This window comes from Salinispora pacifica CNR114 (assembly GCF_000514775.1).
Classification (GTDB): domain Bacteria; phylum Actinomycetota; class Actinomycetes; order Mycobacteriales; family Micromonosporaceae; genus Micromonospora; species Micromonospora pacifica.
In genome coordinates this window covers 203728-228380 of the sequence record NZ_AZWO01000005.1, presented here as the reverse complement: position 1 = coordinate 228380, position 24653 = coordinate 203728, and the positions used below count along the sequence as shown (strand labels likewise).

The window sequence follows — 24653 nt, the reverse complement described above, 5'->3', positions numbered from 1 at the left end:
TGCGGCCCCATCCCCAACCCGCGCCCCCACCACCCGCGGTGCCGGGGTAGCCCAGGGGCAGATCGACAGCTATCTTCGCTGCATGGATCAGCAGCCGACCTCGACGTTGCGGGCTCGACCGCAGACCAAGCTCCCGCGGCGGGTGGACGTCGCCGTCGTCGGTGCTGGGCACAACGGGCTGGTGTCGGCCATCCTGCTGGCCCGAGCCGGGCTGGACGTGCTGGTGCTGGAGGCGGCCGACGTGGTCGGTGGCGCGGCCCGCACCGAGACGCCGTTTCCCCGGGTGCCGGAGCTGCGCCACTCCACCGGGTCCTACCTGCTCGGGCTGATGCCCCCGGAGCTGCTCGCCCGGCTCGACGTGCGCATCCCGGTGCTGCGACGCGACCCGCACTACTTTCTGCCCACCCCGGGCGGGCCCGGCTCGCCGTACCTGCTCTTCGGTGCCGACCCGAGCGCGACCCGGCGGCAGTTCGCCGAGTTCTTCTCCCCCGCCGATGTCGCCGCCGACGCCGCGCTCCAGGCCGAGCTGGCGGCGCTGCGCGCGGACCTGGCGCCAGCCTGGCTGGCCGAACCGCTGCCGGTCGAGGAGACCGCCGAACGGTACGTCCGGCCGGCGCTGCGCCAGATCTTCGTCGACCTGGTTCGCGGCTCGGTCGTCGACTATCTGGCCCGCTTCGACTTCCACTCCGAGCTGCTGATCAGCATGTACGCGGTGACCGACGGCCTCTCCGGGGTCAACGCCGGCCCGGACGACCCCGGCACCGGGCACAACTTCCTGGTCCACAACATGTGCCGACTTCCCGGCTCCGACGGCACCTGGATGATCGCCAAGGGGGGCATGGGGACCGTCTCCCGGACCTTCGCCGACGCCGCGCGGGCCGCCGGCGCCACCATCCGCACCGGTACGCCGGTCAGCGCGATCACCCTCGACGGGGGTGCGGCCTCCGGTGTCCGGCTCGCCGACGGGCAGACCGTTGCCGCCTCCGTGGTGCTGGGGGCCTGCGACCCGTACCGGCTGGTGGAGCTGCTCCCCGATGGTGCGCTCCCGGCGTCGCTGACCGACAGATTGGCGGCGGTCCGCCGCCCCGGCACCACGCTCAAGCTCAACCTGGCGCTGACCGGGTTGCCGCGCTTCTCCTGCCTGCCGGCAGGCGCCCCCAACCCGTTCGGGTCCACGATCCACCTGCTGCCCGGCTCCGACCTCGGCGCCACCCGGGACACACCGCTGGCGGGGCTACGCGCGATGTGGGCCGACGTGCGGGCCGGACGGCTGCCACCGGAGCCGACGATCGAGTGGTACCTGCACACCACCGTCGACCCGACGCTCTCCGACGCCGCCGGGCACCACTCGTCGGCGCTCTTCGTCCAGTCGGTGCCGTACGAGTTGGCGGGCACCACGTGGGACGAGGCGCTACCCGGGTACGTGGCGCGGCTGGTGGCGATCTGCGAGCGGTACGCCCCGGGCACCGGGGCCCTGATCGCCGACGCGGTACCGCTGGCCCCGCCCGGCATCGAGGCGCACTTCGGCATCACCGGTGGGCACATCCACCACGTGGACAACACGGTGTCGTTCACCGACCGGATGCCGTACGCCACCGGGATCGACGGCGTGTACGCGGGCAGCGCCGGCTGTCACCCAGCTGGCAGTGTCATCGGTGCGTCCGGCCACAACGCCGCCCGGCGCATCCTCACCGACCTCGGACGGTGAGGATGCGCGGGGCGGAACAGCCGCCGCGCAGCCGGAGCCGTGCGGGACCGAACGGGGGCCAGGTAGCCCACTCGACGACCGGCGCGGGTCAGGTCGTCGTCTCGACGACCGGGGCGGGAGTCTGCTCGTCGGCGCGCTCGGCGCGGATCTTGTGGCCGACGCTGGTCAGGCACCGCCCGCTGGGCAGGTCGAAGCGCCAACCGTGCAGCTGGCAGGTGAGCTGGTCGTCCGCCACGATGCCAAACCGGCTCAGGTCCGCCTTGAGGTGCGGGCAACGCCGCTGCACCACCCAGTCGCCGAGAGTGATGTCCTCCGCGTCGACCGCCCGCTCGTGCTCGTCGTACCAGCCCTCGGCGTACTGCAACCGCTCCTGGGAGAGGCACTTGAAGAAGGCGTAGACGAACTCGTTGTACTGGCCGATCCGCGCCGCGGAGAACCGGCAGGACAGGAAGAGCGAGTTGACCCAGTCCACCTCGCCGACGTGGAGCAGGTGCTCGATCAGCGCCCGCTCGGTGCGGAACCGGTAGCGCACCTTCTCGTCGGCGTAGGGGCGGACCTGCTTGCCGGGGAAGTCCACCACGATCGACTCGACGGTCTCCGTACCCGCGTCATCAACATCGACCAGGTCGAAGCGGACCGGCCCGCCAACCCCCTTGGCCAGATAGATCGACTCGTTCAGCAACGGCTCGATGCGGCGCTGCATCTCCCCCAGGACGTCCACCTCCGGGTGCCGCCAGGACGCCTTCTCCGCCTCGATGATCGGCCGCTTGCGCTCCCGCATCTCTTCGAGGTGGGCGACCTTGTCGGCGAAGAACTCCGCCACCGGCACCGGATGGGTGGTCTCGCAGCCGTCGGCGGTGACCTCGGCGACGCTGCCCGGCAGCAACACCACCCCGTTGGTGCCGCCGACCTTGGCGTACTCGTCCAGGAACACCGACTGGTCGGGGAAGATGTTGCCCTCGTCGCCGTGGATATCGTTGAACTGCCACAGCGCGTCGTCGAGGAAGCACGGTGGGCCGGCGATCGGGAAGACGTGGTCGGCCTTCAGGTCGTCGATATAGCGCCAGGTCCGGTCGAACTGCCGGTCCCGCTTCTGCTTGCCGAACGCGGTCTTGGCGGCGTTCGGCAGCTCGTAGACCATCGGATACCAGATCGCACCGGAGAACTGGAGCATGTGCGCGTGCACGTGGCCCAGCTCGGTGAAGACGCTGAGGTCGGTGGGGCGGGCGTCGTTCTGGTTGAGCAGCCGGACCCCGTCGTGCTCCACCCACAGCGACGAGTCGCCGATCGGACCGTCGGTCGGGCTGGTCAGGGCCTGGATCATGACCTTGAGGCCGCCACCCAGGTCAACGACCTCCTCGTTCGGCGCCTTCAGGAACTGGGTGAAGCCCAGTTCCCGCAGCTCGTCTTCCATCTCCGAGGTCGGGAAGGCGGGCAGCAGTACGGTAGCCCGCTTCGACACGTACCGCTTGAGGTGCGCCGCGTCGAAGTGGTCCCGGTGCAGGTGCGAGACGTAGAGGTAGTCAACGTCGCCCAGCGCCGCCCAGTCGAGTTGGGAGTTGTCGGGAAACGGAAACCACGAGGCGAAGTACGCCGGGTTGACCCACGGGTCGCACAGGATGCTCCCCGCGGGAGTGTCGATCCGCATGCTGGCGTGCCCGGTACCGGTCACTCGCACCGCAGTTCCCCCTTAGCAGACATAACAAGGTTCACGTCAGAACCTACCGGAGCCACTTTCACCATCACGCCGCGACGCCGGTAGTGCCGTCCATGGGCGACAACGGCCTTCGTTCCGGCCGACATGGGCTCCCGGTGTCCCACCGACTCCGTCCGGGAGATGGTCGGACCCAGCGCCGGGGCCGGTACAGGGCGTGCCAGACTTGACCGCGGATCAGATCACGAGGGAAGGACCGACAGTGGCAGGAAGCGAGCCGGTTACGTCTCCGGACCAACACAAGCCCGGGCACCGCAGGTCCGGACGGATCGGCGCGGTGGTTGTTGCGCTGTCGCTGCTGGCAATGATCTGCGGTAACCACGAGGGCAGGATCGAGGACCTCTGGCTGATCGGTCTCGCCGTTCTGCTGCTGGCCATCGTCGTCGGCGACATCGTGCTCCGGCGTAACGGGCTTCGCCCGTAGCGCGCACCGTCAGCCACAACGCTGTGGCCCGCTCCCCGGAGTCAGGGAGCGGGCCACAGCGTTGTTCCGGGTCAACCCGGTGTTGCCCGGGTCAACGACCGAGCAGAACGTCCTGCACATTCTTCAGGGCGGTGTCTACCTCCTCCTCGAAGTAGCCGCCCTGCACCAGGCCGAAGCGGAGCGTGCCCAGGTCGTGCGGGTTCACCGGCATCGGATTCCGCCCCTGCATTCCGCCGAGCAGGCTGTCGAAGAAGCGATCGACCTGGTCCGGGTCGTACCCGCTGCCGAAGCGGCGAACCTGGAAACTGCGGCGAATCTGGTCAACCCGGTAGAGGTCGCTGCCCGGCGGCCCAGCCATCGGCGGCCCTCCCCTTGATGGATCACCCTCCCTGGGCGGAGGAGCCACCATCGGCGGCCCAGGGACCTCCGGTGAGCCGGCGAAACCGGGCTGCGACGCGGGCAAACCGCCCATTTCCCGCCCACGCTCCGGCATCCGCATCTCGGTCGTCATGTCGGCACGTCCGTGTCGACCGGCCTCGAACCCGTCGAACCGCGGCTCGTCGGGGCCGTAGCCGCCGGTCGCTGGCCCCCGCGACAGGCCACCGGGACCGTGCGAACCACCGGGAGCGTGCGGGGCACCGGGACCGTGCGGGCCGCTGGGACCGTGCGGGGCGGCCGGACCGCGTGGCGGTTCATAGCCGCCGCGGGGGGCATCGTAGCCCCCACGGGGGGCATCGTGGCCGCCGGCGAAGGACCCGGTGGTTTCGTCGTACCGGCTGTAGGGCACTCCGGGCTGCGCCGGCGAGAACCGGGGCGGCATCGGCTGCTGCTCCGGGGCGATGCCCCGCTCGTCGGGTGGACCCATCCGTCCCGGCGGGCCGAACTGGTCGGGCGGACCCATCCGCTCCGCCGGACCCATGCGTCCTGGCGGGCCGAACTGGTCGGGCGGACCCATCCGCTCCGCCGGGCCGAACTGGTCAGGCGGACCCATCCGCTCCGCCGGGCCGAACTGGTCAGGCGGACCCATCCGCTCCGCCGGGCCGAACTGGTCAGGCGGACCCATCCGCTCCGCCGGACCCATCCGCTCGGGCGGGTGTGGGTCAGCGGCCGGAGCCGGGCGGCCGCCCTGTTCCTCCACGTCGGCGAGCTGCCGTTCGACCCGGTCGAGGTGAAGATCGACCTGCCACTCGTCATAGCCGTTGAATCGGACCCGGAAGACGACGTCGTGGACCTCCTGCGCGGACACGGGCGCGCCCACCGGCTGCCCCTCCAGCGTGGCCTCGACCCGGTCGAGGAAGGCATCCACCTCGTCAACCTTGTATCCCCGGCGCAGCGACTTACGCCGGAAACGCTGACCCTGACTCGCCACTATGTCTCCTGGTCTCGTTCGCTCCGCCGGGTCGCTCTCCCCGGCCCCCACGCTCTCATTGCCCCTCGGCCGCGGCGAGTTGACCACACGCTCCGTCGATCTCACGCCCCCGGGTGTCCCGCACTGTCGTGGAGACCCCGGCGGCGCGCAACCGCCGGACGAACTCCCGCTCAACCGGCTTCGGGCTCGCATCCCAGCGGCTACCCGGAGTGGGGTTGAGCGGGATCAGGTTCACATGGGCCAACCGGCCGGCCAGCAGCCGCCCAAGCAGGTCGGCTCGCCACGGCTGGTCGTTCACGTCCTTGATCATTGCGTATTCGATCGACACGCGACGTCTCGTGTGGGCCGCGTACTCCCAGGCCGCCTCCAGCACCTCGGACACCTTCCAGCGCTGGTTCACGGGCACGAGTTCGTCGCGAAGCTCATCATCGGGCGCGTGCAGCGACAACGCAAGGGTCACGGAGAGGTCTTCGCTGGCCAGCCGACGGATAGCAGGGACCAGACCCACCGTGGAAACGGTGATGTGTCGCTGGGACAGCCCCAACCCCTCTGGCGCGGGCGCCACCAGCCGGCGAATCGCCGACACCACCCGGTGGTAGTTGGCCAGCGGCTCCCCCATCCCCATGAACACCACGCGAGACAGTCGCGGTGGGGACCCGGCGACAGCGCCAGAGGCGGCCACTCCAGCCAGGTAGACCGCCTGGTCGACGATCTCGGCGGTGGAGAGGTTGCGGGTCAGGCCGGCCTGGCCGGTCGCGCAGAAGGGGCAGGCCATCCCGCACCCCGCCTGGCTGGAGAGACAGACCGTCACCCGGTCCGGATAGCCCATCAGCACACTCTCGACCAGCGATCCGTCGTGCAGCCGCCAGAGCGCCTTGTGGGTGGCACCGTCGTCACACGCCAGTTCCCGCACCGGCGTCAACAGCGTGGGCAGCAACTGGCTGGCCAGCTTCTCCCGGGTGGCCGACGGCAGATCAGTCATCTGCTCCGGATCGCGGACCAGGCGGCCGAAATAGTGGGTCGACACCTGCCGAGCCCGGAACCGCGGCTCGCCCAGTTCCTCGGCCAGGGCCTGGCGGCCGGCGAGATCGAAGTCGGCGAGGTGCCGCGGGGGCATCGCCGCGCGGCGGGCGGGGGCGTCGGGGTTGACCGGGGTCAAGGGCAGGCTAGTCATGACCCATCCAGTCTGTCACGCCCGGCTCGGACCGCGCCGCGGTGGATCCGCCAGCCTCGCCCCGGACCCGCCGGCGACGCTGGTGAGGGCGGGGCGTGCCCGGCGGCGGGCACCGGGTAGCCCACGCCTCAGCCCGTCACCGGAACGAAGAGCGCAAGCAGCAGGTACGCCGTCGGGAGGGCGAAGAGAACCGAGTCGAGCCGGTCCATCAGGCCGCCATGCCCCGGCAGCAGGTTGCTCATGTCCTTCACCCCGAGGTCTCGTTTGATCATGGACTCGGCCAGATCGCCCAGGACGGCCGCGGCGGAGACAGCGACTCCGAAGAGCGCCCCCCACCAGGGCGCCACATCGAAGAGCAGCCAGATCAGCAGGGCGCCGCCGAGGGCCGCCGCGCCGAGCGAACCCGCCAGCCCCTCCCAGGACTTCTTCGGACTGATGGTCGGCGCCATCGGATGCCGACCGAAGTTGGCTCCGGCCGCGTACCCACCGGTGTCGGAGAGCACCACCGCGGTCAATGTCACCAACACCCGCAGCGCCCCGTCCTCCGGCGCCGCCAGCAACGCGGCGAACCCACCGAGGAACGGTACGTAGACAGCGATCAGGGTGGCCGCGAGGGCGTCCCGGCGGAATCCGGCCAGCCCGTCGCCCAGTCGCCACACCAGGGTACCGAGCACCGTAACGGCCAAACCGAGGGTCAACGCATCGGGCCCGGCGAACCAGGCCAGCCCAGACACCAGCACACTGCCCGCGGCCAGCGGGACCAACGGCGGGTGGACGCCCGCGCGACCGACCGCCCGGGTCATCTCCCAACAACCGACCACCAGCGCCCCCGCGACGACCACCACGAAGGCGAACGGGTAGAGGAAGAGGGGCACGAGGATGAGGGCACCGAGGCCGACCCCTACCCCGATGGCCGCCGGCAGGTTACGACCGGCCTTGCCGGACGACGGCGGTCCGGCAGCGGCGCCGGTGGCACGACGCCGTCCCGCCCGACGCCGCCCCCGCGGTCGCGGCTGTGCGGCCGGATCGTCGTCCCGGACCGGCTGGAGTTGGGCTGTGGGGTGCTCGGACCCGACTGGGGCGTCCGGGACCGGGGTCTGCCGCGCGGTCGGGTAGTCCCGGTCGTCGACGGGGGCTTGGTGGCCGTTACCCGGGATTCGGCCAGGCCCACCCATCGACTCCGCTGGCGACCGGCCATGCTGGCTGGGACCACCGTGGTCGTAACCGGGAGTTTCTCGATGCCGAACCCCTGCACCGACTTCGCGGGGGACCGCATCGGAATCCGCCGGCGGAACGCCACGCGAGTGGGCGGGCCGTTCCCAGCCGTGCGGTTCGGCGCTGCTGTGCGGGTCAACGGCGGACATCACGCACCTGGAGGGAAGACGAAACCGACGACCAGACGCACAACCACAACCATGTCCCCCACCCGAATGATGTTCCCTCTGGTTGACCGACGGGTCGGCCAGTCGATCCCCGCCATTCACCGCCAGGTGCCCGAGAGTCGAGCCGAGCCTACTGCACCCGCTACCCCGGCATCTGAAACCGCCTCCGCTGACCCGACCAGCACAGCCAGGACGACCGGTACGCCCGACGCCCACCGGTGCGACCCTGCCGGGCCTTGGTGCGTCGGCGCGGCCCTTGCGCGTCGGTCGGCAACGAGCCGCAACAGCGAGGCGGCACCGACGGCCCCGAAGGGCGTGGTCGCCGGTGCCGCGTCAGCAGTCGGGAGCGAGGTCAGACCTCGAGCAGCTCGGCTTCCTTGTGCTTGATCAGCTCGTCCACGGTGCCGACGAAGCGCTGAGTCAGATCGTCCAGTTCCCGCTCGGCACGGCGCCCGTCGTCCTCACCGACCTCACCGGCCTTGACCAGCCGGTCCAGCTCCTCCTTGGCCTTGCGGCGGATGTTGCGGACCGCCACCTTGGCCTCCTCCCCCTTGTGCCGGGCCACCTTGATCATCTCGCGGCGGCGCTCCTCGGTCATCTGCGGGAGCAGAATGCGCAGCTGGTTACCCTCATTGTTGGGGTTCACCCCAAGGTCGGAGTCGCGGATCGCCTTTTCCATGGCGTTGGTCTGCGAGGTGTCGTACGGCTTGATGATGACCATACGGGGCTCCGGCACCCCGATCGACGCCATCTGCGGCAACGGGGTCGGGCTGCCATAATAGTCGATGATGATCTTGGAGAACATGGCGGCGTTGGCGCGGCCCGTACGGATGGCCCCGAACTCCTCCTTGGCGTGCTCGATGGCCCGCTCCATCTTCTCCTCGGCCTCGAGGAGGGTTTCGTCGATCACCGTTCTCCTCGCCTCCTTCTATGCTCGTCGTGGCTGGTCGTGTCGGAGGACCGTCGAGGTCGAACCGCTCAGGTGGTGATCAGGGTACCGATCTTGTCGCCACCCACGGCCCGAGTGATGGTGTCGTCGCCCTGGGCGCCGAAGACCAACATCGGCAGGCCGTTCTCCATGCAGAGGCTGAACGCGGCGGCGTCGGCGACCCGCAGGTTTCGACGAAGCACCTCGGAGAAGGTGATCGAGTCGAACTTGCTGGCGGTCGAGTCGACGCGCGGATCCGCCGTGTAGACGCCGTCCACCCCGTTCTTGCTCATCAGCACCACATCTGCCCGGATCTCCAGCGCACGCTGCGCGGCGACGGTGTCGGTGGAGAAGTAGGGCATGCCGGCGCCGGCACCGAAGATCACCACTCGCCCCTTCTCAAGGTGCCGGATGGCGCGCAGCGGAATGTAGGACTCGGCGACCTGGGCCATCGTGATGGCGCTCTGCACCCGGGTCTCGATGCCCTCCTTCTCCAGAAAGTCCTGGAGGGCGAGGCAGTTCATAACCGTACCGAGCATGCCCATGTAGTCGGCCCGGGCCCGGTCCATCCCCCGCTTCTGCAACTCGGCGCCCCGAAAGAAGTTACCTCCACCGACCACCACCGAGACCTGCACGCCGCGCCGGACCACGGTCGCGATCTGCTGGGCGATAGCCTGAACAACATCGGGATCGACACCGATCGCACCCCCGCCGAACACCTCGCCGGAGAGCTTCAGCACCACCCGCCGCGCGCGGCCAGGAGGCGGCGCCGTCGGATCCTCCGCCAGCAGACTCCGGTCACTCACAACCTGTGTCATCCTCCCCGCCCCTTCACCATGCGAACGCTGCACACGCCGCACACGCCGCGAATTGCCGCCATCGACCCTATGTGACGAGGAGGCCGCGGTGCTTGACACGTACACCGGCGACCTCCTCGTCCACGTTCCCGTCCCGAGCGCCGACAAGCGCTCAGGCTCGGCTCAGGCCTGGCCGACCTCGAACCGGACGAAGCGGGTGATCTCAACACCGGCCTCGGCCAGAACCTGCCGCACCGGCTTCTTGTTGTCGGTGACCGAGGCCTGCTCCAGCAGGACGAAGTCCTTGAAGAAGGAGTTCACCCGGCCCTCAACGATCTTCGGCAGCGCCGCCTCGGGCTTGTTCTCCTCCCGGGCAGTCTGCTCGGCGATGCGCCGCTCGGACTCGACGACCTCTGCCGGCACCTCGTCCCGGCTCAGGTACTGCGGGCGCATCGCGGCGATCTGCATCGCCACACCGCGCGCGTCGGCGTCCCCGGCCTCGTCGGTCTTGCCGGTGTACTGCACCAGCACACCGACGGCCGGCGGCAGATCCTGCGCCTTACGGTGCAGGTAGACCGCGACGGTGCCGTCCAGCTTCGCGAACCGGTTCAGCACCAGCTTCTCGCCGATCTTGGCGGACTGCTCCTGGATCAGCTCGGCGACGCCCTTGCCGTCGATCTCACTGGCCAGCAGCTCCTCGGCGTTACTGACGCCGGTGCGCTCGCCGTACTCGACCAGCTGCTGGGCCAGCGCGACGAAGCTGTCGGTCTTGGCGACGAAGTCCGTCTCGCAGTTCAGCTCCAGCAGGGCCTTGCCGGAGTGCGCGACCAAGCCGTTGGCGGCGGTCCGGCCGGCCCGCTTGCCGACGTCCTTGGCGCCCTTGACGCGCAGAACCTCGACAGCCTTGTCGAAGTCGCCCTCGGCCTCGGTCAACGCCTTCTTGCTGTCCATCATGCCGGCGCCGGTGAGGTCGCGGAGCTTCTTGACATCCGCGGCGGTGAAGTTGGACATGACTCTCTCTTCAGTGGTGAGACTGCGGGTGGGTGGTCTGGATGACGATGTACCCGGAGCCCCGGCCGAACGGCCGGGGCGGGCGGGCGGTCACTCCGCGGCGGCCGCCGCCGGCTGCTCCTCAGCCTTTGCCGGCTGCTCTTCAGCCTTCGCCGGCTGCTCTTCAGCCTTCGCCGGCTGCTCGTCGCTCTTCTTCGGCTCCTCGAGCAGCTCGCGCTCCCACTCGGCCAGCGGCTCGTCGGCGGCGACCCCCGCCTCCGGCTTCTCGTCGGTGCCCCGACGGCGGCCGGAACGGGCGATCAGGCCGTCGGCGACAGCGGCGGCCACAACCTTGGTCAGCAGCTCCGCCGAGCGGATCGCGTCGTCGTTACCCGGGATCGGGTAGTCAACCTCGTCCGGGTCGCAGTTGGTGTCGAGCACCGCGATGACCGGAATGCCCAGCTTGCGGGCCTCGTCAACGGCGATGTGCTCCTTCTTCGTGTCGACCACCCAGATCGCGGCCGGGAGCTTCTGCATGTCCCGCAGGCCCCCGAGGGTACGCGACAGCTTCCCCTTCTCCCGGTTGAGCTGCAGCGTCTCCTTCTTGGTGTAGCCGGCTGCGGTGCCGCTCAGGTCACCGAGGGCCTCCAGCTCCTTCATCCGCTGGAGCCGCTTGTACACCGTCTGGAAGTTGGTCAGCATGCCGCCGAGCCAGCGGTGGTTGACGTACGGCTGACCAACCCGGGTCGCCTGCTCGGCGATCGCCTCCTGCGCCTGCTTCTTGGTCCCGACGAAGAGGATGCTGCCCCCCTCGGCGACCGTCCCGCGCACGAACTCGTACGCCTTCTCGATGTAGTCGAGGGTCTGGCGCAGGTCGATGATGTAGATACCGTTGCGCTCGGTGAAGATGAAGCGCTTCATCTTCGGGTTCCAGCGCCGGGTCTGGTGCCCGAAGTGGACACCGCTTTCGAGCAGCTGACGCATGGTCACGACGGCCATGGTTACTCCTTGCATCCCTGGTTGTTCCGCCCGGCCGGCGGCTGGGCGGCCTGGCGCCCGGTCGTCGGCCGTGGTGGGCCCGACCCAGCGGTCGGGACCAGGGAGCCGCCGCCCCACGGCAAGCCGCGGAGAGGGCGCGCGAGGTCGACCGCGCAAGGCGGTCGCCAGTCGACCAGTGTACGCCACCTCCCACAAACCCCGCCTTCGGGAGTAAGGGCCGCAACGCCGGGATTGTCATGGGCCCCAGCAGCCGCCGGACCGGAGTTGGCCGACCGGCCGACCAGGATTGGCCAGCCCCGACCGGGCAGATCAGCCGACCGCGAGCGCCGCCGCCACGAAGAGCACCAGGCCGGCGGTGAGACAGGCCGTCGGCGGACGCAGCCAACCGCGACCATCCGGCAACGACAACCCACCCGCACGCAGCCCGTACAGGCCAACGGCGAAGAGCGGCGCTCCGCCGACAAGGAACATCCCGGCCAGCACGTTCGCCGCCACCAACTCCCCGGACAACCCGTCCAGCAGCACCAGCAGTGCCGGCACCTCGAAGGCCAGCACCAGGACGGCGAAGATCACCGCCAACGCCGGGCGGCGCGTCCGATAGACACCGTCACCCGCCGGGGGCGCCGGCGTCGCTGCCGGCGACAGGTCACCACGCGGCCCGACCGGCGGCATCGGGCCGGTCGGCAGCTCCAGTGGGTTCACCGGCTCCTCGGTTGGGCGGTTCGACTCCACGATCGGGTACCCGCCCAACGCGCTCGGCCGCCCCGGCTCGGCGACCGGGCCGGCCGCACCGAACACGTCCGCGCTGGAGGCCGAGAGTTGGTCACGTGCCTCCCGTGAGCGCCGCCCCGGCCGGTCAGCGGTGGCATCACCGGTGCTCTCCGGGTCCGTCTCGGCCCACCGGGAGCGGCTCGCCCGGTAGCCCTCGGTCTCGGACCGAGCGTCGCCGTACGCTCCCGTGGCGCTGAAACGTCCGGAGTCGTCCTCGCTGATCCGAAACGCACCGGAGTCCTCCGGTTTGACGAGCCCGGCCCGCCCGTCGCCAAAGCCGTCGTACCGGTGGCCCCCACCACCCTGCTCGGGGCCCCGGAGTTCCTCCTCGCCGTAGCGGCTCTCCCCCCGCCATGTCGGCTCCCCATAACCCCGCTCCCGGTCACCGGGGTGCCAACGCGACTCCTGATCTTCAGTGAAACTCCGTCGTCCGTCCACGTCGGCACCGTATGCGACCGACCGCGCGGACGCCATTCGCCGGGTCATCCCCTCGGCCTGCACCAACCCCACCAACCTTGATTATCTGGACATCACTCCCCGTGCTCATCGAGGTGGTCCGGTCCACCAGCACGCCGGTTGGAGGCCACGATCGCGACGCCGAAGGCGATGTCCCTAGCACGGCGAGAGCTTGATCGTCCGTTCGTCCACAGGTGGGCTCGTCGTCCACAGGCCCGCGCCCCCAACCCACGCCCCGGAGCCAGCCCCGGCACCGTGCCGGGTATGAGCAGACACAACCAGTCGGTGGGCGCATACGGGGAGCGCTGCGCCCTCCGACACCTGATCACTGCCGGGCTACGGCCGGTGGCCCGCAACTGGCGCTGCCCGCACGGCGAGATCGACATCATCGCCTGGGACGGCCCGGTCCTCGCCATCTGCGAGGTCAAGACCCGGCGCACCGACACCTTCGGCACCCCCACCGCAGCCGTAACCGACGCCAAGGCCCGCCGGCTACGCCTCCTCGCCGCCCGCTGGCTCGCCGAGACCGGCACCCGGGCCGACGAGGTCCGCTTCGACGTGCTCTCCATCCGCCTCACCGGTGGTAGTCCTCGCATCGAGCACCTGAAAGGTGCGTTCTGACATGAGAGCACACCGATGAGCTACGCCCGGGTCCGCTGCGTCGGCCTGGTCGGCGTCACCGGGCATGTGCTGCAGGTCGAAGCCGACCTCGCCCCCGGCCTGCCCACCGTGGCGATCACCGGCCTACCGGACACCGCCCTACACGAAGCGCGCGACCGCGTCCGCGCCGCAGTGGTCAACTCCGGTCGGGCCTGGCCCAACCGCCGGATCACCATCAACCTGCTCCCCGCCACCCTGCCCAAACACGGCTCCAGCCTCGACCTCGCGATCGCGGTAGCGGTGCTGGGCAGCGCCGGGGAGCTACCCCTGGCCCCCCTGGATCAGGTGGTGCTCCTCGGTGAGCTGGGCCTGGACGGCACCGTCCGCCCCGTCCGCGGTGCCCTACCCATGGTCGCCGCGGCGGCCCGCGCCGGGCACCACCGGGTGGTCGTTCCCCTCGACAACGCCACCGAGGCGGGCATGATCCCCAGCATCCAGGTCCACGCCGTCCGCAGCCTCCGCCAGTTGGCCGCCTTCCTCACCGAGGGCACCCCGCTGCCGCAGCCGCCCCCGGCCACCCCGGCGGACCCCACCCCCACCCTCGACCTGGCCGACATCGCCGGCCAGAGCCTGGGCCGGCGGGCCCTGGAGATCGCCGCCGCCGGCGGCCACCACCTCGCCCTACTCGGCCCACCCGGCGCCGGCAAGACCAATCCCACAATGTGACACACATTATTCCGGACCGAATGCCCGAATATTCCAGGTATTAACTGCCGTTAGCTGCTGCCAACTTCATGCAGCCACCGCGTGCACGGTTCCTGCCGCCGGTCTGGCCTGGTTGTTCGTGGTGCCGCCCGTCCCCTCTACCGAGGGGCGGCCCGATGAGTAACCGTACTGACAGCGTGATTCATGTACTGACCTGGTTGACCGTGGCCGGGCTGGCGATCGTGGCGGGGGCGATCTCGTTCTCGCACATGACTGAACTCGCCGTCGAGCACGGTCAGGGGGGCTGGAAGGCGTATGCCTTCCCAGTCAGTGTGGACGGGCTGGAGATTGTAGCGAGCCTGTACCTTGTGGCGCAGCGCCGCGCGGGACGCCCGACTGGGTGGATTCCCTGGTTCGCGCTCGTGGTCGGCACCGTGGCTAGCTTCGCCGCGAACATCGCCGTAGGTGGCCACGACCCTATCGGCAAGGCCCTCGCGGGGTGGCCAGCGCTGTCGATGCTCATCTCGGTCAAACTGCTATTCGGAATGATCGACCATCGCGAAGTCAATCAGCAGACGGTCCCAGAAGGTCAGCGGCCGTCCGCTAATTGTCCGCTCGCCCCCGCGACGGTCCCGCAGACCGGTCCGGACAGCGGACCGCTGTCCGGACCGATACCGGGCTCGCGGACCGGTCTCACCGGCCCGTCCGCGACTAGTGGGGCGGGTCGGACTGCCGGGCTCATCTCGGGGCGGGAGAGCGACCCAGCCTCCCAACCCGTGCCGGTGGACGTGCGCACAGTGGCGCACCTACTCCCGGCCGCACGGGCCGCCCGCGCGGCAGTGACGGCTACGGGATGCTCGCTGTCGCGGGACAGGTTGGCCGACACGATGCGCGCCGACGGGCACGGCGTGTCCAACGAACGCGCATCACTGCTGCTAAAGATCATCAAGGCAGAGGACGTTTCACTGGGTGTCGGGGGCGATGGCCGGTCCGACGGGACAATCGGACGCACAGACGAAGGCCCTTGAAGCCGCCGTGGAAGGGCGAGCTTGGTTGTCAACACACGAAGCGGTGAACGTCCGTGGGTCAGTGTGGACATCCGCCGGTCTCGGGCCGGGTAGATAGACGAGGCCCGGTCGATCTGCCCGGGTCTTGCCGTCACCAGCCGCGCTACTCCACCGAGCCCAAGGCTTCGGTCCGCATGGCGTTCAACAGGTGGCGGGCCTGCTCGCCAGCAACCGAGTCGGCGCGTAGCGCGTCGTATACCCGCGAGTAGACCCGGATCTCTTCGGGATCGGTCAGGGTCAGCTCGCGGGTGTAGGTCTCGATCGTCGCGAGTTGGGAGCCGTCAGGCAGGGTGTAGAGCACAAAGGGGTGCGCGTGGACCGCCGAGGGGCGGACGCCAATCGGCAAGATCGATAAGCTGACTCCGGGCAGGGTGGCGACTGACAGGATTTTGTCGTACTGCGCGGCAAGCGCGTCGTGGGGCACTGGGCAGAATCGCAGTGCGGCTTCTGAGATGAGAAAGTCGAACTGCCGGCCCTTCTCGTACAGCGCCGCCTGTCGCTCCACTCGCGCCGCCGCTGCCCGTGCGGTGTCTCCTACGCCGAACACGTCGGCAAGGGCAAGGACGCTGCTGGCATACTTGGCGGTCTGGAGAAGTCCGGGTACGGCGGCGTGTTGGAAGACCTGCATCCGCGTGGCCTCGGCGAGAGTACGACCGATGCTGCGTTGGTGCGCCGCGCGCCCGCCGGTCAGCGTCCGATCCCAGATAATCGATGCCACCTGGATGGACTCCGCGACGTCCGTCAGTTCGGCGGTGACCTCGGCAGTGGCGCCCGTGGCGGCCAACCACGCCCGGACGTCGTCAACGGACGGTTTCGTACGGCGGTTTTCGATCTTCGAGACCTTGGATTGCGACCAGCCCAACTCCGCGGCGAGTCGCGTGGTCGACAGACCCGCGTCCTCGCGGAGTTCACGCAGTCTGGTGACGAGCGTCGCCCGGTCATCCGCGGATGGGCTCACCATGATCTACGCAACTCGTCCTGGACCATCGGCAGGTAGTCTAGAAGCGGGATCGAATGCCGAATCGCGAGGTTCCGCTGTTCGATGAGGGCTCCAACAGCGCTGCGTGGCCTCATGGCGAGACGTTTGCCTTCCCCGTCATAGTCGATGACCACGGCAAGTTCGTCATCGAGCAGCCAAAAATCCTGCCTCGACGCACCCAGCGCCTCGGGGATCGTCGCCCGGTCAGCGATACGAACGTCCTCCCCAGCCGCGACGTTGCCCTGATAGCCCAACAGTTCGAATCGCAGGTAGTCCGACAGCGGGCGGTCCAGCACATGGACCCGGCTCCAACTCCTGCCCGCCTGCACACTGTCGGCCACCATCCGTAGCCATGGATCAGTCTCCGGTCCGCGTGGCGGCAGCGGGCGTCCCGCATGAAAGTCGCGCAACAGGTCGGCCTCGCCTGGGGCGGTGTACGACCTGAGCGTTTCGAGCCGGAACACCGATCGTTTGGCCACGCGCAGCCTGCGTTGAAGCTCATCCATCTGCATCAGATTGTCCCGTTCTGTCCGCCACCTTCCGATCAAGTCTAGTCGAGGAAAGAGACTAGTCGCCGTGGGGCGCCCTGTGGGAGTCTCAAGCTACACAACGAAGGGAGTCAACATGCCGGACGTTCCCGGACGCCTGGTCTGGCGCAAGAGTTCGGAGAGCCTCAACGGTGACTGCGTGGAGGTCGCCTCACTGTGTGACGGTGTCGCCGTACGGGACTCAAAGAACCCCGAAGGCGCGATGCTCCGCTTTTCGCGTTCGGAATGGCAAGCGTTCCTTCGGGGCGCCAACCATGACGAGTTCGACAACCTGTGATCGATTCACCAGCCACGCGCTCGTAGCGAGAGCGGGAACGCCCGACCCGGAGAATTCTCCGAGTCGGGCGTCTCAGCTCGCAAGCTGCTCTTGTCGGCCGAGCTGGCCGCTCTAGGGAAGGTTGCCAAATTCGCCCCTTGCCACACCTTCGAGAAATGCGGCGAACTCCTCGGTCGCAAACGCCAGCACCGGGCCATTCGGGTCCTTGGAGTCCCGCATGCCGATGACCTCTCCAACTCTTGCCATCTCGACGCATTGGCCACTTTGCTGCGTTCTGGTGCTCTTCCGCCACGTCGCACAGCTAAAGTCGATCATGAAACTCCTCTGCAGCGTTCCGGATTATCGACGCCGAGTCATCCGGGCTGAGTGCCATCGCCCTCAGTCGATCAAACGCTAGGGCCGCACCCTGAACGTCGGCGTCACCTTCAGGATAGAGATCGCCGGCCATAGTCTCGATGTAGACAACGTCCCGATCGGCCGGATCGGCAAATCTGAGGATGACGAACCCTCCAGGCGCACCGGGATGGGCTCCTGCTCCGAACGGAACGATCTGAACATCCACGTGCGGCAGAACCGCGATGGTTGCAAGGTGGCCCATCTGCTCGGCCATCGTTTCGGCACCGCCAACCTGTCTACGGATAGCGGCCTCGTCGAGGACAACCCACAGCGTTGGAGGATCCTCGCGATACAGTAACGCCTGTCGACGCATGCGAACCTCGATGCGCCGCTCTATCTCCCCATCCGTTAGGCGGGCGACTCCACGTTGGAGGATTGAACGGGTGTACCCCTCGGTCTGCATCAGACCGGGAATCGAGATCAACTCGAAATTCCAGATCCGGGCGGCATCGGACTCAAATCCGATGTAGGTCGCGTACTCATCGGGGATGCTGCCTGCGTATCGATGCCACCAGCCACGCTGCGCGGACGCCTGGGCCACCTCCAGCAGGCTGGCCGTCATTGAGGCGCTCGCGCCGTATGTCGCCAGCAGCGCCCGCACGGCCGGCACCCGAACGCCGACGAGTGCACGCTCCACACGTGAAAGGTGAGACGGGGAGATCCCGGCGCTCGCCGCAGCTTCCTCGATCGTCATGTCGATGGACTCACGCAAGTTGTTCAGCTCGCGCGCGAGCCGCCTGCGTCTCAGGGTAGGCCAGTTGGGCACGAAGACAGCATGCCACATCCCCGAAGAACATCGGTCACACAACTTGTCTGGATCTAGTCCGACCTGTAAGACTAGGAAAAGCCTAAGACTAGATGGTCGTCGGTCGACGATGTCGGCCGTCGGCACTCGACACGTCGGGGAGGTGCACGGTGAGTTTCCTAGCTGGGATCGCGGTGTGTACGGCGCTGCTAGTGGGCTTCGCGGCAGGGTTCGCTCTGTTCAGACGCGCGCAACGGTGGTGTCCGGGATGCGGCGCGACGATTAGCGCGGCGCACTGCCTGCATGCCGAGGCGTCGCAGGATCCGTCCAATGTTTGGACATCGAAACGGCAGGCATCGGATCTGGCGACCGGAGGCGGGGCGCCGTGAGGACGTACTCCGGCAACGACCAGTTGGTGATCGCGCAAGACGTGCTGGACAAACATGTGACGTCCAGTTCCGACGGCCGTTGCCTGGAGTGTGGCGTGCTCGGGCCGTGCCAGCGACGGGAAACAGCTGCGTCGGTATTCACCAGTTTCTGCCGGTTGCCTCGACGTCGGCCAGGGTTGACGCGGCCGGAACTGATCGGCGCACGCCGCGTTACGGGACGCCAACCCTGGTTCGGTGCGACGTGATCCGGGTGGTGTCGGAAACGATGTGGCTCTCCGATCCTCGACTACACCGTGAGCCTGGACCCCGCCCAGAGCTTTCATGTCTCTGGTTGGCTGCCGACACGGACGGCGAGCTTGACGTGCCGACCGCGATGGCGGCCGAGCGCCGAGCGGGCCTGCGCGCGAGCAAAGACCTCGGCCGCTATCTGACGGAACGGTGTGTCATCGCCGGACTGGAACAGGTCGAATCTGCCAAGCTCATCCGCTACTCCCGAAGCCAGATCACCAACGTCCAGGTTCGGGACAACACCACCCGCCAGTTCTGGCATAGCACTCATGCGGCCCTCGGCACAGGCGGAGCCTTGCTGACCGTATTCGGCCAGGTGAACGTGCTTGTGCGGGACCTTCAAACACAGAGGGATCGAGCGAGTGACCAAGAGCGCAAGCAACTAGCGGTGCCACAGGCCCCGCCCACCTCCGAGGTGGCGACGTGTTCGGTCGCGTGTGGGTGCGGGCCGGCAGTCGTCGGCCGGTGGACCGGACGGGAGGTCCGCGCGTTACGCGGGGTGTTGCGGATGGCTGTACACGCGTTCACCGACTACCTCGGCGTGACCCGGGCGACCGTCTCCGACTGGGAGTATCGAACCGCGCCTGCGCCACCGAGGCTCGCGGCGCAGGCGGTGTTGGATCAAGTGCTCACGCTCGCCGACACCGACTCCAAGGCCCGGTTCCGGCTACCTCTCGTCTTTCCTGACTTCACCACGTCTCGTGCGCTCCAACGCCGAGAAACGGCAGGCAGGTCCGCCGTCACCCAGATACAGAAGCGGGCCGGACACGCCCAGCGCCCTGACAACCACCAATGGCCGCGACAAGAGGGGGCCGCGATGCACCAACCGATTCCCACACTACGCGGCACCCCGACTCATGCGACAGCCGTGGAGTTGTACCAAGGCCATCACGGCACTGCGGCCGGGGTGTGCGCAAGGTGTGGCAGTTCAACGCCGTGTCTGGTTCGGACGTTCGCTGCCTCGGCTATCGCGGCGTCTGGGGAAGACCCTCGCTCGTATGACGCCCGGCGCGGCCTTCCAGCATCTGCCGGACCGGTAGCCGCTCAGGCTCGGGAGCCCGATCTGGCCCCGGCACTGGAGCCAGATCTCGGGCGTACCCAGTCGGAACCGTTCGGCTTCGCGGTCGGCGGGCGCGGTATGCCGTTGGACGCCGAGGGCTTGCTCTACGAGCGGGAGCAGTGACGGCCGGCAATAGCGCGTTCGGTGCAAGCAAAGACGGTTGATCTCGCTTGCGCCGCAACCGATGTATCACGCAGTCCGATAGCGGTTCATAAAGACACGAACCGGCCATCGGGTTAGTTGTTCGATTCCGCCACCCCTCTAGGGAGAACTTGATGCCTTACCCTACGACACTCGCCCAGCTACACCGTCGCGACTACAAGTCGGGAGTGCGGGCATCGGCACGTGAGTCGCCGGAAGAACGGACTGTCCCGGTCGAGGCGCCGGCGGCAGGGCTGTCGCTGTTGTATCTACTCAACGTGACCAACCCGGGACGGCTGTCGGCTGACTCAGGACTACTGTTCGCGGATATCCTCGCGCCGGCGTTACTCGACAAGGGCGTTCGGTTCACGGTCGCAGGGCCAGTAGGTATCTCCGATCCTCGGGCCGGTCACATCGAGGTGCCTACGCCTACGACGAAGTACCGGGCGCGGTTCGCGTTCGATGTCGACGCGTGCGCCGGGTTGCTGCGGCGTGCCTGCCCGGAGGTCATCGTTGCCAACCAAATCGAGGCCGCGCCAGGCGTGCGGGCGGCGATGCTGGAGGCCGGCGTCGATGCACGGCTGGCCGGCTACTGCCACTACTTGCCGTTCCACCTCGACCCAGCAGGTCACCTGCGCTTGGACCCGTCGCTGAATGACGCTGGTCTCGGGCATCCTGTATTGCTGTCGTTCTTCGCCGGGCTTATGGCCTGCGACCGGGTGATGGTTCATTCGGTTACCGCCGAGAGGTGGGTGACCGAGACCGCGGGCAGGCTCGGTCTGGATCTGGGCGACCGTGTGCGGATCGTACCGGCGCCAGCAGACCCGAACCTTGTCCGTAGGACGGGCGAGCTGCCCGATCCGGGGCTGCCCGTTGGTATTTACAACCACCGCTTGTACGAGCACTACGGCACTGGGCAGTTCCTTGAGGTGGCGCGGCAAATGGCCGCCTCGGGTGTTCGTGCCCGGCTGCGGGTCACCGACCTTCTCGGTCAGCGCCGGCCAGACCGGATTCGACTCGATGACAGCCCGGAGCGCTACTTGGCTCGACTCGGCGCTCTGGACAACGTCGAGATTGTTGCCGATTCTGTCGAGCGTCAGCGCTATTGGCAGCTGCTCGCCGGAGCCACCTTCGCATTCGCCCCTTTTAGGCCGGGCACTATTTGGTCGATGTCCGTGGTCGACTGCCTATCCATGGGCTTGCCTCTGCTGACCCGTCGGTTGGGCTGGCTGGGCGAGATCGGCGATCCGGAGTTGACGTTCGATGCTCCTGCCGAGGCTGTGGCGATCGTGCGGCGTCTGGTGACGGACCCCGTCTTCGCTGCCGCAGCCGCCGATCGGGCGGTGCGCTCGACCGCCGGCCTGGCCCCCGATGTCGTCGCAACCGCTTATTTGAAGGCGATCACACAATGACGCACTCCTCGCCGTTCGACGTGGTGTTTCTCTCCTACGATGAACCGCTCGCCGATGCGTTGTACGACCGACTCAGCGACACATTTGGGCGGGTGAAGCGGCTACACGGCGTTCATGGGATGCGCCGCGCCTACCAACTGACCGCTGAGATTGTCGACAGCGACTTCTTGTTCATTGCCGACGCTGACTTAGAGGTCTCGGCCGACTTCAACCCCTCGGAGGTAGACACCCTCAAAGAGGGGGTGTCGATGCGGGTATGGCGCACGGTTAACGCCGTCAATGGTCTCGTCTATGGCCACGGGGGTCTCAAGTTGTGCCGCCGGCAAGCCCTGCGCGACATTCGAGACGACGTTGTTGACGTCCTTGCCGGCCTGCCGGGAAGGATCGAGTTCGCCCCGGGCATCGTGGGCCGGACCCGGTTCAACCAGTCGGCATGGCACGCCTGGCGGGCCGGGTTCCGGGAGTGCGCAATGCTCGCCCGAGGCTGCGAGTACGGCACCACCAGCACCGAAGCGCAGGCCCGCCTGGAAGTGTGGACCCTCACCGGCACCGGCCTTTATGCCGAGGACGCGATCAGAGGCGCGCGGGCCGGGGTGACGTTCGCCACCAACACTCCGCCCGATGACAGCATGTGGCAGAACCTCAACGACCCGGCGTGGCTCGCGCAGCGCTACGCCGCCAGCCGATGACCGCCACCGCCGCGCCGTTGGTGCTCATCGAACCGGCGGCCGGCTCGGTCGGCGGGCACTGGTTCCAGGCTGCTATCCGCCTAGCCCAGCAGTGCGCTGCTGAGGGACGCCCATGCACGGTCGTCGCCCTCGGCGGGATCGAGCCGACCGCCCGCGTCGCTTTCCACCGCGCGAGAGCAGACGTTATCGGGTGCGTCGGCCGCGAGCCCACCGAGCGTTCGCTATGGGCGGCCAGCCGGCTGCTCGGTCGTGCCAGCCGGCTCGCGGGCCGGCTGGCACGACACCGCCGGCTGCCGCACCAGATCGGCGCTCTCGCCCGGTGTCTGGCCGAAGCGGCCGCGCTGCGGACTGGTACCCGTCGTATCCAGACCGGCAGACGGGTTGTGGTGGTGCTGTCGGCCAGCGGCGCGTTGCACATCCTCGCCGCCGCACTGTCCGGCACGGCCCACATCCGAGTGGTACACGAAATTCCCACGACCGAGGACCGAGCCCTACGCCTCATCGGCAGGCTCGTGTCCGTCAGCCTCGACCAGGTTCGCGTGGTATGTCCCACTGAGGCGGTCCGGGCACGCTTGGCGCACCTGTTCCCCGGGCTGCCGGTCGGAATGTGGCCGTTCGCGCTGGCAGATGCCGAGCCACGCCTCACTGACGCTGATCGCGCTGCGGCCAGGGCTGACTTCGGGCTCCGGTCCGACGACGCAGCGCTTGCCCTGGTCGGCGGGTGGTGGCCGCACAAGGACATCGCCACCGTCACGGCGGCCCTGGCCCGGCTGACCCGTCCGGTCTGTGTGCTCGTCGCCGGGCACCCCGTCGATCCGATGCTGCTGCGTGATCTCGCCGCCGCCGTGGATGGCCGGGTGCACACGTTTGCCGGCGCGGCACCTCGCTGGCACGTCCGCCGCGTCTACGCCGCCGCCGACGCCGCGATCGTGGCCCGCCGAGCCGGCGTCGGCAAGGAAAGCGGCCTCATCGCCGACTGCGCGGTCCTCGGCGTGCCGCTGCTGTTGTCCGACCACGATCCGGCCACGACCAACCTACTCGGTAACCGGCAGTGGGTGCGCCTGTTTCGCACCGCCGACCCTGATGACCTCGCCGCAGCGATCACCGACACGACCCGCCGGCCGCTGCCACGCCCAGCGCCTGGCGAGGCAGCCCACCTCGGCCTGCCCACCGCAGCGGCCACGCTCGCGTTCTGGACCGACCTATCCACCAACATCGAAGTGGATTCGAAACCATGACGATCCCACCTCTGATTGCCGTCATCGGGCCGGTTGAACCAGACCTACTCACCGCCTTCGTCCGGCACTACCGCGCCCACGGCGTGCACCGGTTTCTTCTCGCTTTCCACTTCCCCGACGACACCAGTGACAACGAACGCGTCCAGCTTCTCGACACCTGTGGCAGCCTCGGCATCAGTCCCGCCCTGGTCAACGTCGGCCCCTGGCACGAGTACACCAACACCCACCTCCGCGACGAGCTACGGGGCCTCGCTGGCCCCGGCTGGCACCTGCTCGCCGACACCGATGAGTTTCACACCTACCCAAACGGCCTGATCGACACCCTGCACGAAGCGGCCAGCGCCGGCACCGGCACGGTCGGCGGCTTAATGCTCGACCGGATCGCTACAGACGGCCAACTCCGGCCGTGGACCCCGCAACAGGGCCTCGACCGCACCTACCCGCTCGGCGGGTTCCTCACCCACTACCTACTGCGCGGTGACCCGCGAAAGATCGTCTTGGCGCACTCCACGGTCCCGGTCTCCAGCGGCAACCACCGCGCCCCCGGACGCCGGCCAGCCAACCGACCATCGGTCGTGGTCCATCACTTCAAGTGGCGTCACGGGGTCGACGCCTACCTCCAGCAGCGCGTAACCCACCTCGCGGACGGCAGTTGGCGTAGCAGTAGTACGGCTCTGCTACGGGAATCCCGGAAGCTGCTCGATCACCTCGCCCGACACGATGGCCGCATCGCCGTCGACTCTCCTACCCTTCGGATGCGCCCGGTGACCATCAATGCGCTACCGGCCTGGTGGGCGCAAGAGGCGGCCCACATCATCGATGCCTGGCGGCCCCCGCCTCAGAACGAACCGACCGACACGATCTCCTCACCCTCACCGTCCGGCAGGTCAAACCGGGCGTAGAAGTCATCGAGCGCGCTCTCAGTCACCGCCAGCGCGTTAGCGTGCCCCTCACGGTTACGAGCCGTCAGGCGACGAAGCAACTCATCCCGGTGGACCGGGAAGTACAGCAGCCGCCACTGGCCCCCGGCCGTCTCCACCAACTTCTTCCATGCGTCCCGATCCGCCCGACGCCACAACCCATGATCGAGCACCACGTCACGCCCCTCGGACACCAGCCCCACCAGCCGGTCCCGCACCTCGGCCACGACCGGTGCCTCCCGCTCGAAGTACTCGTACTCCGGATAGTCGACCCCGTACCGGCCATGTCGGGCGAAGACCTCCTCGTCCACCGACAACCGCACCGCCCCCGCCGGCTCTAACACCCGCCTCGCGTACGTGGTCTTACCCGAACCGGTTAGACCCACCAGGAAGAACGCCACCGGCACCGGCTCACTCACCCGGTTGCAAACACCATCGCTCGTACCAATCACGGTGACAGTCTGCCACCTACCCGAAACTCCAGGAG

The 24653-nt window shown here is 68.4% G+C and carries 24 protein-coding genes and 1 pseudogene; 10 read left to right on the top strand and 15 right to left on the bottom strand.

Annotated elements, in window-relative coordinates; genetic code table 11:
- The first annotated feature begins 82 nt into the window (after nt 1–82).
- Nucleotides 83–1708, top strand: coding sequence for a phytoene desaturase family protein (locus B118_RS0104590; RefSeq protein ID WP_050592782.1), 1626 nt, complete (start codon nt 83–85; stop codon nt 1706–1708).
- A gap of 88 nt (nt 1709–1796) precedes the next feature.
- Here B118_RS0104590 and B118_RS0104585 read toward each other — a convergent pair whose 3' ends face one another.
- On the bottom strand, nt 1797–3386 hold the full coding sequence (locus B118_RS0104585) for a Rieske 2Fe-2S domain-containing protein (protein ID WP_028184481.1): 1590 nt from the start codon (nt 3384–3386) through the stop codon (nt 1797–1799).
- A 193-nt stretch (nt 3387–3579) separates the two neighbouring features.
- On the opposite strand from B118_RS0104585, the gene B118_RS29880 reads away from it, so the two are divergent.
- Nucleotides 3580–3846 carry a DUF2631 domain-containing protein gene (locus tag B118_RS29880; protein ID WP_026185340.1) on the top strand — a complete coding sequence of 89 codons (267 nt, stop codon included), beginning with the start codon at nt 3580–3582 and terminating at the stop codon, nt 3844–3846.
- A 91-nt stretch (nt 3847–3937) separates the two neighbouring features.
- Here the strand turns inward: B118_RS29880 and B118_RS0104575 are convergent, their stop codons facing one another.
- The 8 genes from B118_RS0104575 to B118_RS0104540 all read right to left on the bottom strand — a co-directional run bounded on the left by B118_RS0104575 (nt 3938) and on the right by B118_RS0104540 (nt 12730).
- Entirely contained in the window at nt 3938–5215 is a 1278-nt protein-coding gene (locus B118_RS0104575; RefSeq protein ID WP_028192439.1) for a DivIVA domain-containing protein, read from the bottom strand.
- A 55-nt stretch (nt 5216–5270) separates the two neighbouring features.
- The gene (gene rlmN / locus B118_RS0104570) at nt 5271–6389 is read right to left on the bottom strand and encodes a dual-specificity RNA methyltransferase RlmN (protein ID WP_026270593.1); all 1119 of its coding nucleotides are present in this window, start codon (nt 6387–6389) and stop codon (nt 5271–5273) included.
- A gap of 128 nt (nt 6390–6517) precedes the next feature.
- Complete coding sequence (locus B118_RS0104565) at nt 6518–7753, bottom strand: phosphatidate cytidylyltransferase (protein ID WP_028192438.1); 1236 nt, start codon at nt 7751–7753, stop codon at nt 6518–6520.
- Between the two features lie 370 nt (nt 7754–8123).
- A complete protein-coding gene (gene frr, locus B118_RS0104560) occupies nt 8124–8681 on the bottom strand; it encodes a ribosome recycling factor (protein WP_018220709.1) in 558 nt (185 codons plus the stop codon).
- 68 nt (nt 8682–8749) lie between these two features.
- Complete coding sequence (pyrH, locus tag B118_RS0104555; RefSeq protein ID WP_033660626.1) at nt 8750–9517, bottom strand: UMP kinase; 768 nt, start codon at nt 9515–9517, stop codon at nt 8750–8752.
- Between the two features lie 162 nt (nt 9518–9679).
- Entirely contained in the window at nt 9680–10507 is an 828-nt protein-coding gene (gene tsf / locus B118_RS0104550) for a translation elongation factor Ts (protein WP_018220711.1), read from the bottom strand.
- A 90-nt stretch (nt 10508–10597) separates the two neighbouring features.
- Nucleotides 10598–11485, bottom strand: a complete 888-nt coding sequence (rpsB, locus tag B118_RS0104545; protein ID WP_028192437.1) for a 30S ribosomal protein S2 — start codon at nt 11483–11485, stop codon at nt 10598–10600.
- 309 nt (nt 11486–11794) lie between these two features.
- Nucleotides 11795–12730: a hypothetical protein gene (locus B118_RS0104540; protein WP_018820688.1), complete on the bottom strand. Its 936-nt coding sequence runs from the start codon at nt 12728–12730 to the stop codon at nt 11795–11797.
- Between the two features lie 246 nt (nt 12731–12976).
- Between B118_RS0104540 and B118_RS0104535 the strand changes: the two genes are divergently transcribed.
- From B118_RS0104535 to B118_RS27915, 3 genes and pseudogenes are all read left to right on the top strand, one after another.
- Nucleotides 12977–13333, top strand: coding sequence for a YraN family protein (locus tag B118_RS0104535; RefSeq protein ID WP_018220714.1), 357 nt, complete (start codon nt 12977–12979; stop codon nt 13331–13333).
- A gap of 15 nt (nt 13334–13348) precedes the next feature.
- Nucleotides 13349–14023: pseudogene (locus tag B118_RS27920) on the top strand (magnesium chelatase domain-containing protein); the annotation flags it as partial.
- 170 nt (nt 14024–14193) lie between these two features.
- Entirely contained in the window at nt 14194–15045 is an 852-nt protein-coding gene (locus tag B118_RS27915) for a DUF2637 domain-containing protein (protein WP_080678022.1), read from the top strand.
- Nucleotides 15046–15187: 142 nt separating this feature from the next.
- Here the strand turns inward: B118_RS27915 and B118_RS0104520 are convergent, their stop codons facing one another.
- A complete protein-coding gene (locus tag B118_RS0104520; protein ID WP_238323858.1) occupies nt 15188–16045 on the bottom strand; it encodes a helix-turn-helix domain-containing protein in 858 nt (285 codons plus the stop codon).
- Nucleotides 16039–16575 (bottom strand): DUF6879 family protein, encoded by a 537-nt coding sequence (locus B118_RS0104515; protein ID WP_043540995.1) that lies wholly within the window; start codon nt 16573–16575, stop codon nt 16039–16041. Before B118_RS0104515 ends, B118_RS0104520 begins: the two co-directional genes overlap by 7 nt.
- 112 nt (nt 16576–16687) lie before the next feature.
- On the opposite strand from B118_RS0104515, the gene B118_RS0104510 reads away from it, so the two are divergent.
- Nucleotides 16688–16888 carry a DUF397 domain-containing protein gene (locus B118_RS0104510; RefSeq protein WP_028192434.1) on the top strand — a complete coding sequence of 67 codons (201 nt, stop codon included), beginning with the start codon at nt 16688–16690 and terminating at the stop codon, nt 16886–16888.
- A gap of 111 nt (nt 16889–16999) precedes the next feature.
- On the opposite strand, the gene B118_RS29875 is transcribed toward B118_RS0104510, so the two are convergent.
- From B118_RS29875 to B118_RS31550, 3 genes are all read right to left on the bottom strand, one after another.
- The gene (locus tag B118_RS29875; RefSeq protein WP_080678021.1) at nt 17000–17203 is read right to left on the bottom strand and encodes a DUF397 domain-containing protein; all 204 of its coding nucleotides are present in this window, start codon (nt 17201–17203) and stop codon (nt 17000–17002) included.
- Nucleotides 17190–18068 (bottom strand): helix-turn-helix domain-containing protein, encoded by an 879-nt coding sequence (locus tag B118_RS0104505; RefSeq protein ID WP_028192433.1) that lies wholly within the window; start codon nt 18066–18068, stop codon nt 17190–17192. Before B118_RS0104505 ends, B118_RS29875 begins: the two co-directional genes overlap by 14 nt.
- A gap of 669 nt (nt 18069–18737) precedes the next feature.
- Nucleotides 18738–19049, bottom strand: a complete 312-nt coding sequence (locus B118_RS31550; protein WP_155256535.1) for a hypothetical protein — start codon at nt 19047–19049, stop codon at nt 18738–18740.
- A gap of 1046 nt (nt 19050–20095) precedes the next feature.
- On the opposite strand from B118_RS31550, the gene B118_RS0104495 reads away from it, so the two are divergent.
- From B118_RS0104495 to B118_RS0104480, 4 genes are read left to right on the top strand one after another with little or no spacing between them, the layout of a single operon-like run.
- Complete coding sequence (locus tag B118_RS0104495) at nt 20096–21319, top strand: glycosyltransferase family protein (protein WP_202902322.1); 1224 nt, start codon at nt 20096–20098, stop codon at nt 21317–21319.
- Entirely contained in the window at nt 21316–22008 is a 693-nt protein-coding gene (locus B118_RS0104490) for a hypothetical protein (protein ID WP_028192431.1), read from the top strand. Before B118_RS0104495 ends, B118_RS0104490 begins: the two co-directional genes overlap by 4 nt.
- Entirely contained in the window at nt 21975–23246 is a 1272-nt protein-coding gene (locus B118_RS27905) for a glycosyltransferase family protein (RefSeq protein ID WP_050592780.1), read from the top strand. The genes B118_RS0104490 and B118_RS27905 overlap by 34 nt, the downstream gene beginning before the upstream one ends.
- On the top strand, nt 23243–24148 hold the full coding sequence (locus B118_RS0104480; RefSeq protein WP_028192430.1) for a glycosyltransferase family protein: 906 nt from the start codon (nt 23243–23245) through the stop codon (nt 24146–24148). The genes B118_RS27905 and B118_RS0104480 overlap by 4 nt, the downstream gene beginning before the upstream one ends.
- Here the strand turns inward: B118_RS0104480 and B118_RS0104475 are convergent.
- Nucleotides 24085–24585, bottom strand: a complete 501-nt coding sequence (locus B118_RS0104475; RefSeq protein WP_202902321.1) for a P-loop nucleotide/nucleoside kinase family protein — start codon at nt 24583–24585, stop codon at nt 24085–24087. The genes B118_RS0104480 and B118_RS0104475 overlap by 64 nt on opposite strands.
- Between the last annotated feature and the right edge of the window lie 68 nt (nt 24586–24653).

Excerpts from the sequence above, each read along its gene's own strand:
- B118_RS0104590 (WP_050592782.1), top strand. The coding sequence starts at position 83 with ATGGATCAGCAGCCGACCTCGACGTTGCGGGCTCGACCGCAGACCAAG.
- rlmN (WP_026270593.1), bottom strand. The coding sequence starts at position 6,389 with ATGACTAGCCTGCCCTTGACCCCGGTCAACCCCGACGCCCCCGCCCGC.
- B118_RS0104565 (WP_028192438.1), bottom strand. The coding sequence starts at position 7,753 with ATGTCCGCCGTTGACCCGCACAGCAGCGCCGAACCGCACGGCTGGGAA.
- pyrH (WP_033660626.1), bottom strand. The coding sequence starts at position 9,517 with ATGACACAGGTTGTGAGTGACCGGAGTCTGCTGGCGGAGGATCCGACG.
- tsf (WP_018220711.1), bottom strand. The coding sequence starts at position 10,507 with ATGTCCAACTTCACCGCCGCGGATGTCAAGAAGCTCCGCGACCTCACC.
- rpsB (WP_028192437.1), bottom strand. The coding sequence starts at position 11,485 with ATGGCCGTCGTGACCATGCGTCAGCTGCTCGAAAGCGGTGTCCACTTC.
- B118_RS0104540 (WP_018820688.1), bottom strand. The coding sequence starts at position 12,730 with ATGGCGTCCGCGCGGTCGGTCGCATACGGTGCCGACGTGGACGGACGA.
- B118_RS0104535 (WP_018220714.1), top strand. The coding sequence starts at position 12,977 with ATGAGCAGACACAACCAGTCGGTGGGCGCATACGGGGAGCGCTGCGCC.
- B118_RS27915 (WP_080678022.1), top strand. The coding sequence starts at position 14,194 with ATGAGTAACCGTACTGACAGCGTGATTCATGTACTGACCTGGTTGACC.
- B118_RS0104520 (WP_238323858.1), bottom strand. The coding sequence starts at position 16,045 with ATGGTGAGCCCATCCGCGGATGACCGGGCGACGCTCGTCACCAGACTG.
- B118_RS0104515 (WP_043540995.1), bottom strand. The coding sequence starts at position 16,575 with ATGCAGATGGATGAGCTTCAACGCAGGCTGCGCGTGGCCAAACGATCG.
- B118_RS0104510 (WP_028192434.1), top strand. The coding sequence starts at position 16,688 with ATGCCGGACGTTCCCGGACGCCTGGTCTGGCGCAAGAGTTCGGAGAGC.
- B118_RS29875 (WP_080678021.1), bottom strand. The coding sequence starts at position 17,203 with ATGATCGACTTTAGCTGTGCGACGTGGCGGAAGAGCACCAGAACGCAG.
- B118_RS0104505 (WP_028192433.1), bottom strand. The coding sequence starts at position 18,068 with ATGTGGCATGCTGTCTTCGTGCCCAACTGGCCTACCCTGAGACGCAGG.
- B118_RS0104490 (WP_028192431.1), top strand. The coding sequence starts at position 21,316 with ATGACGCACTCCTCGCCGTTCGACGTGGTGTTTCTCTCCTACGATGAA.
- B118_RS0104480 (WP_028192430.1), top strand. The coding sequence starts at position 23,243 with ATGACGATCCCACCTCTGATTGCCGTCATCGGGCCGGTTGAACCAGAC.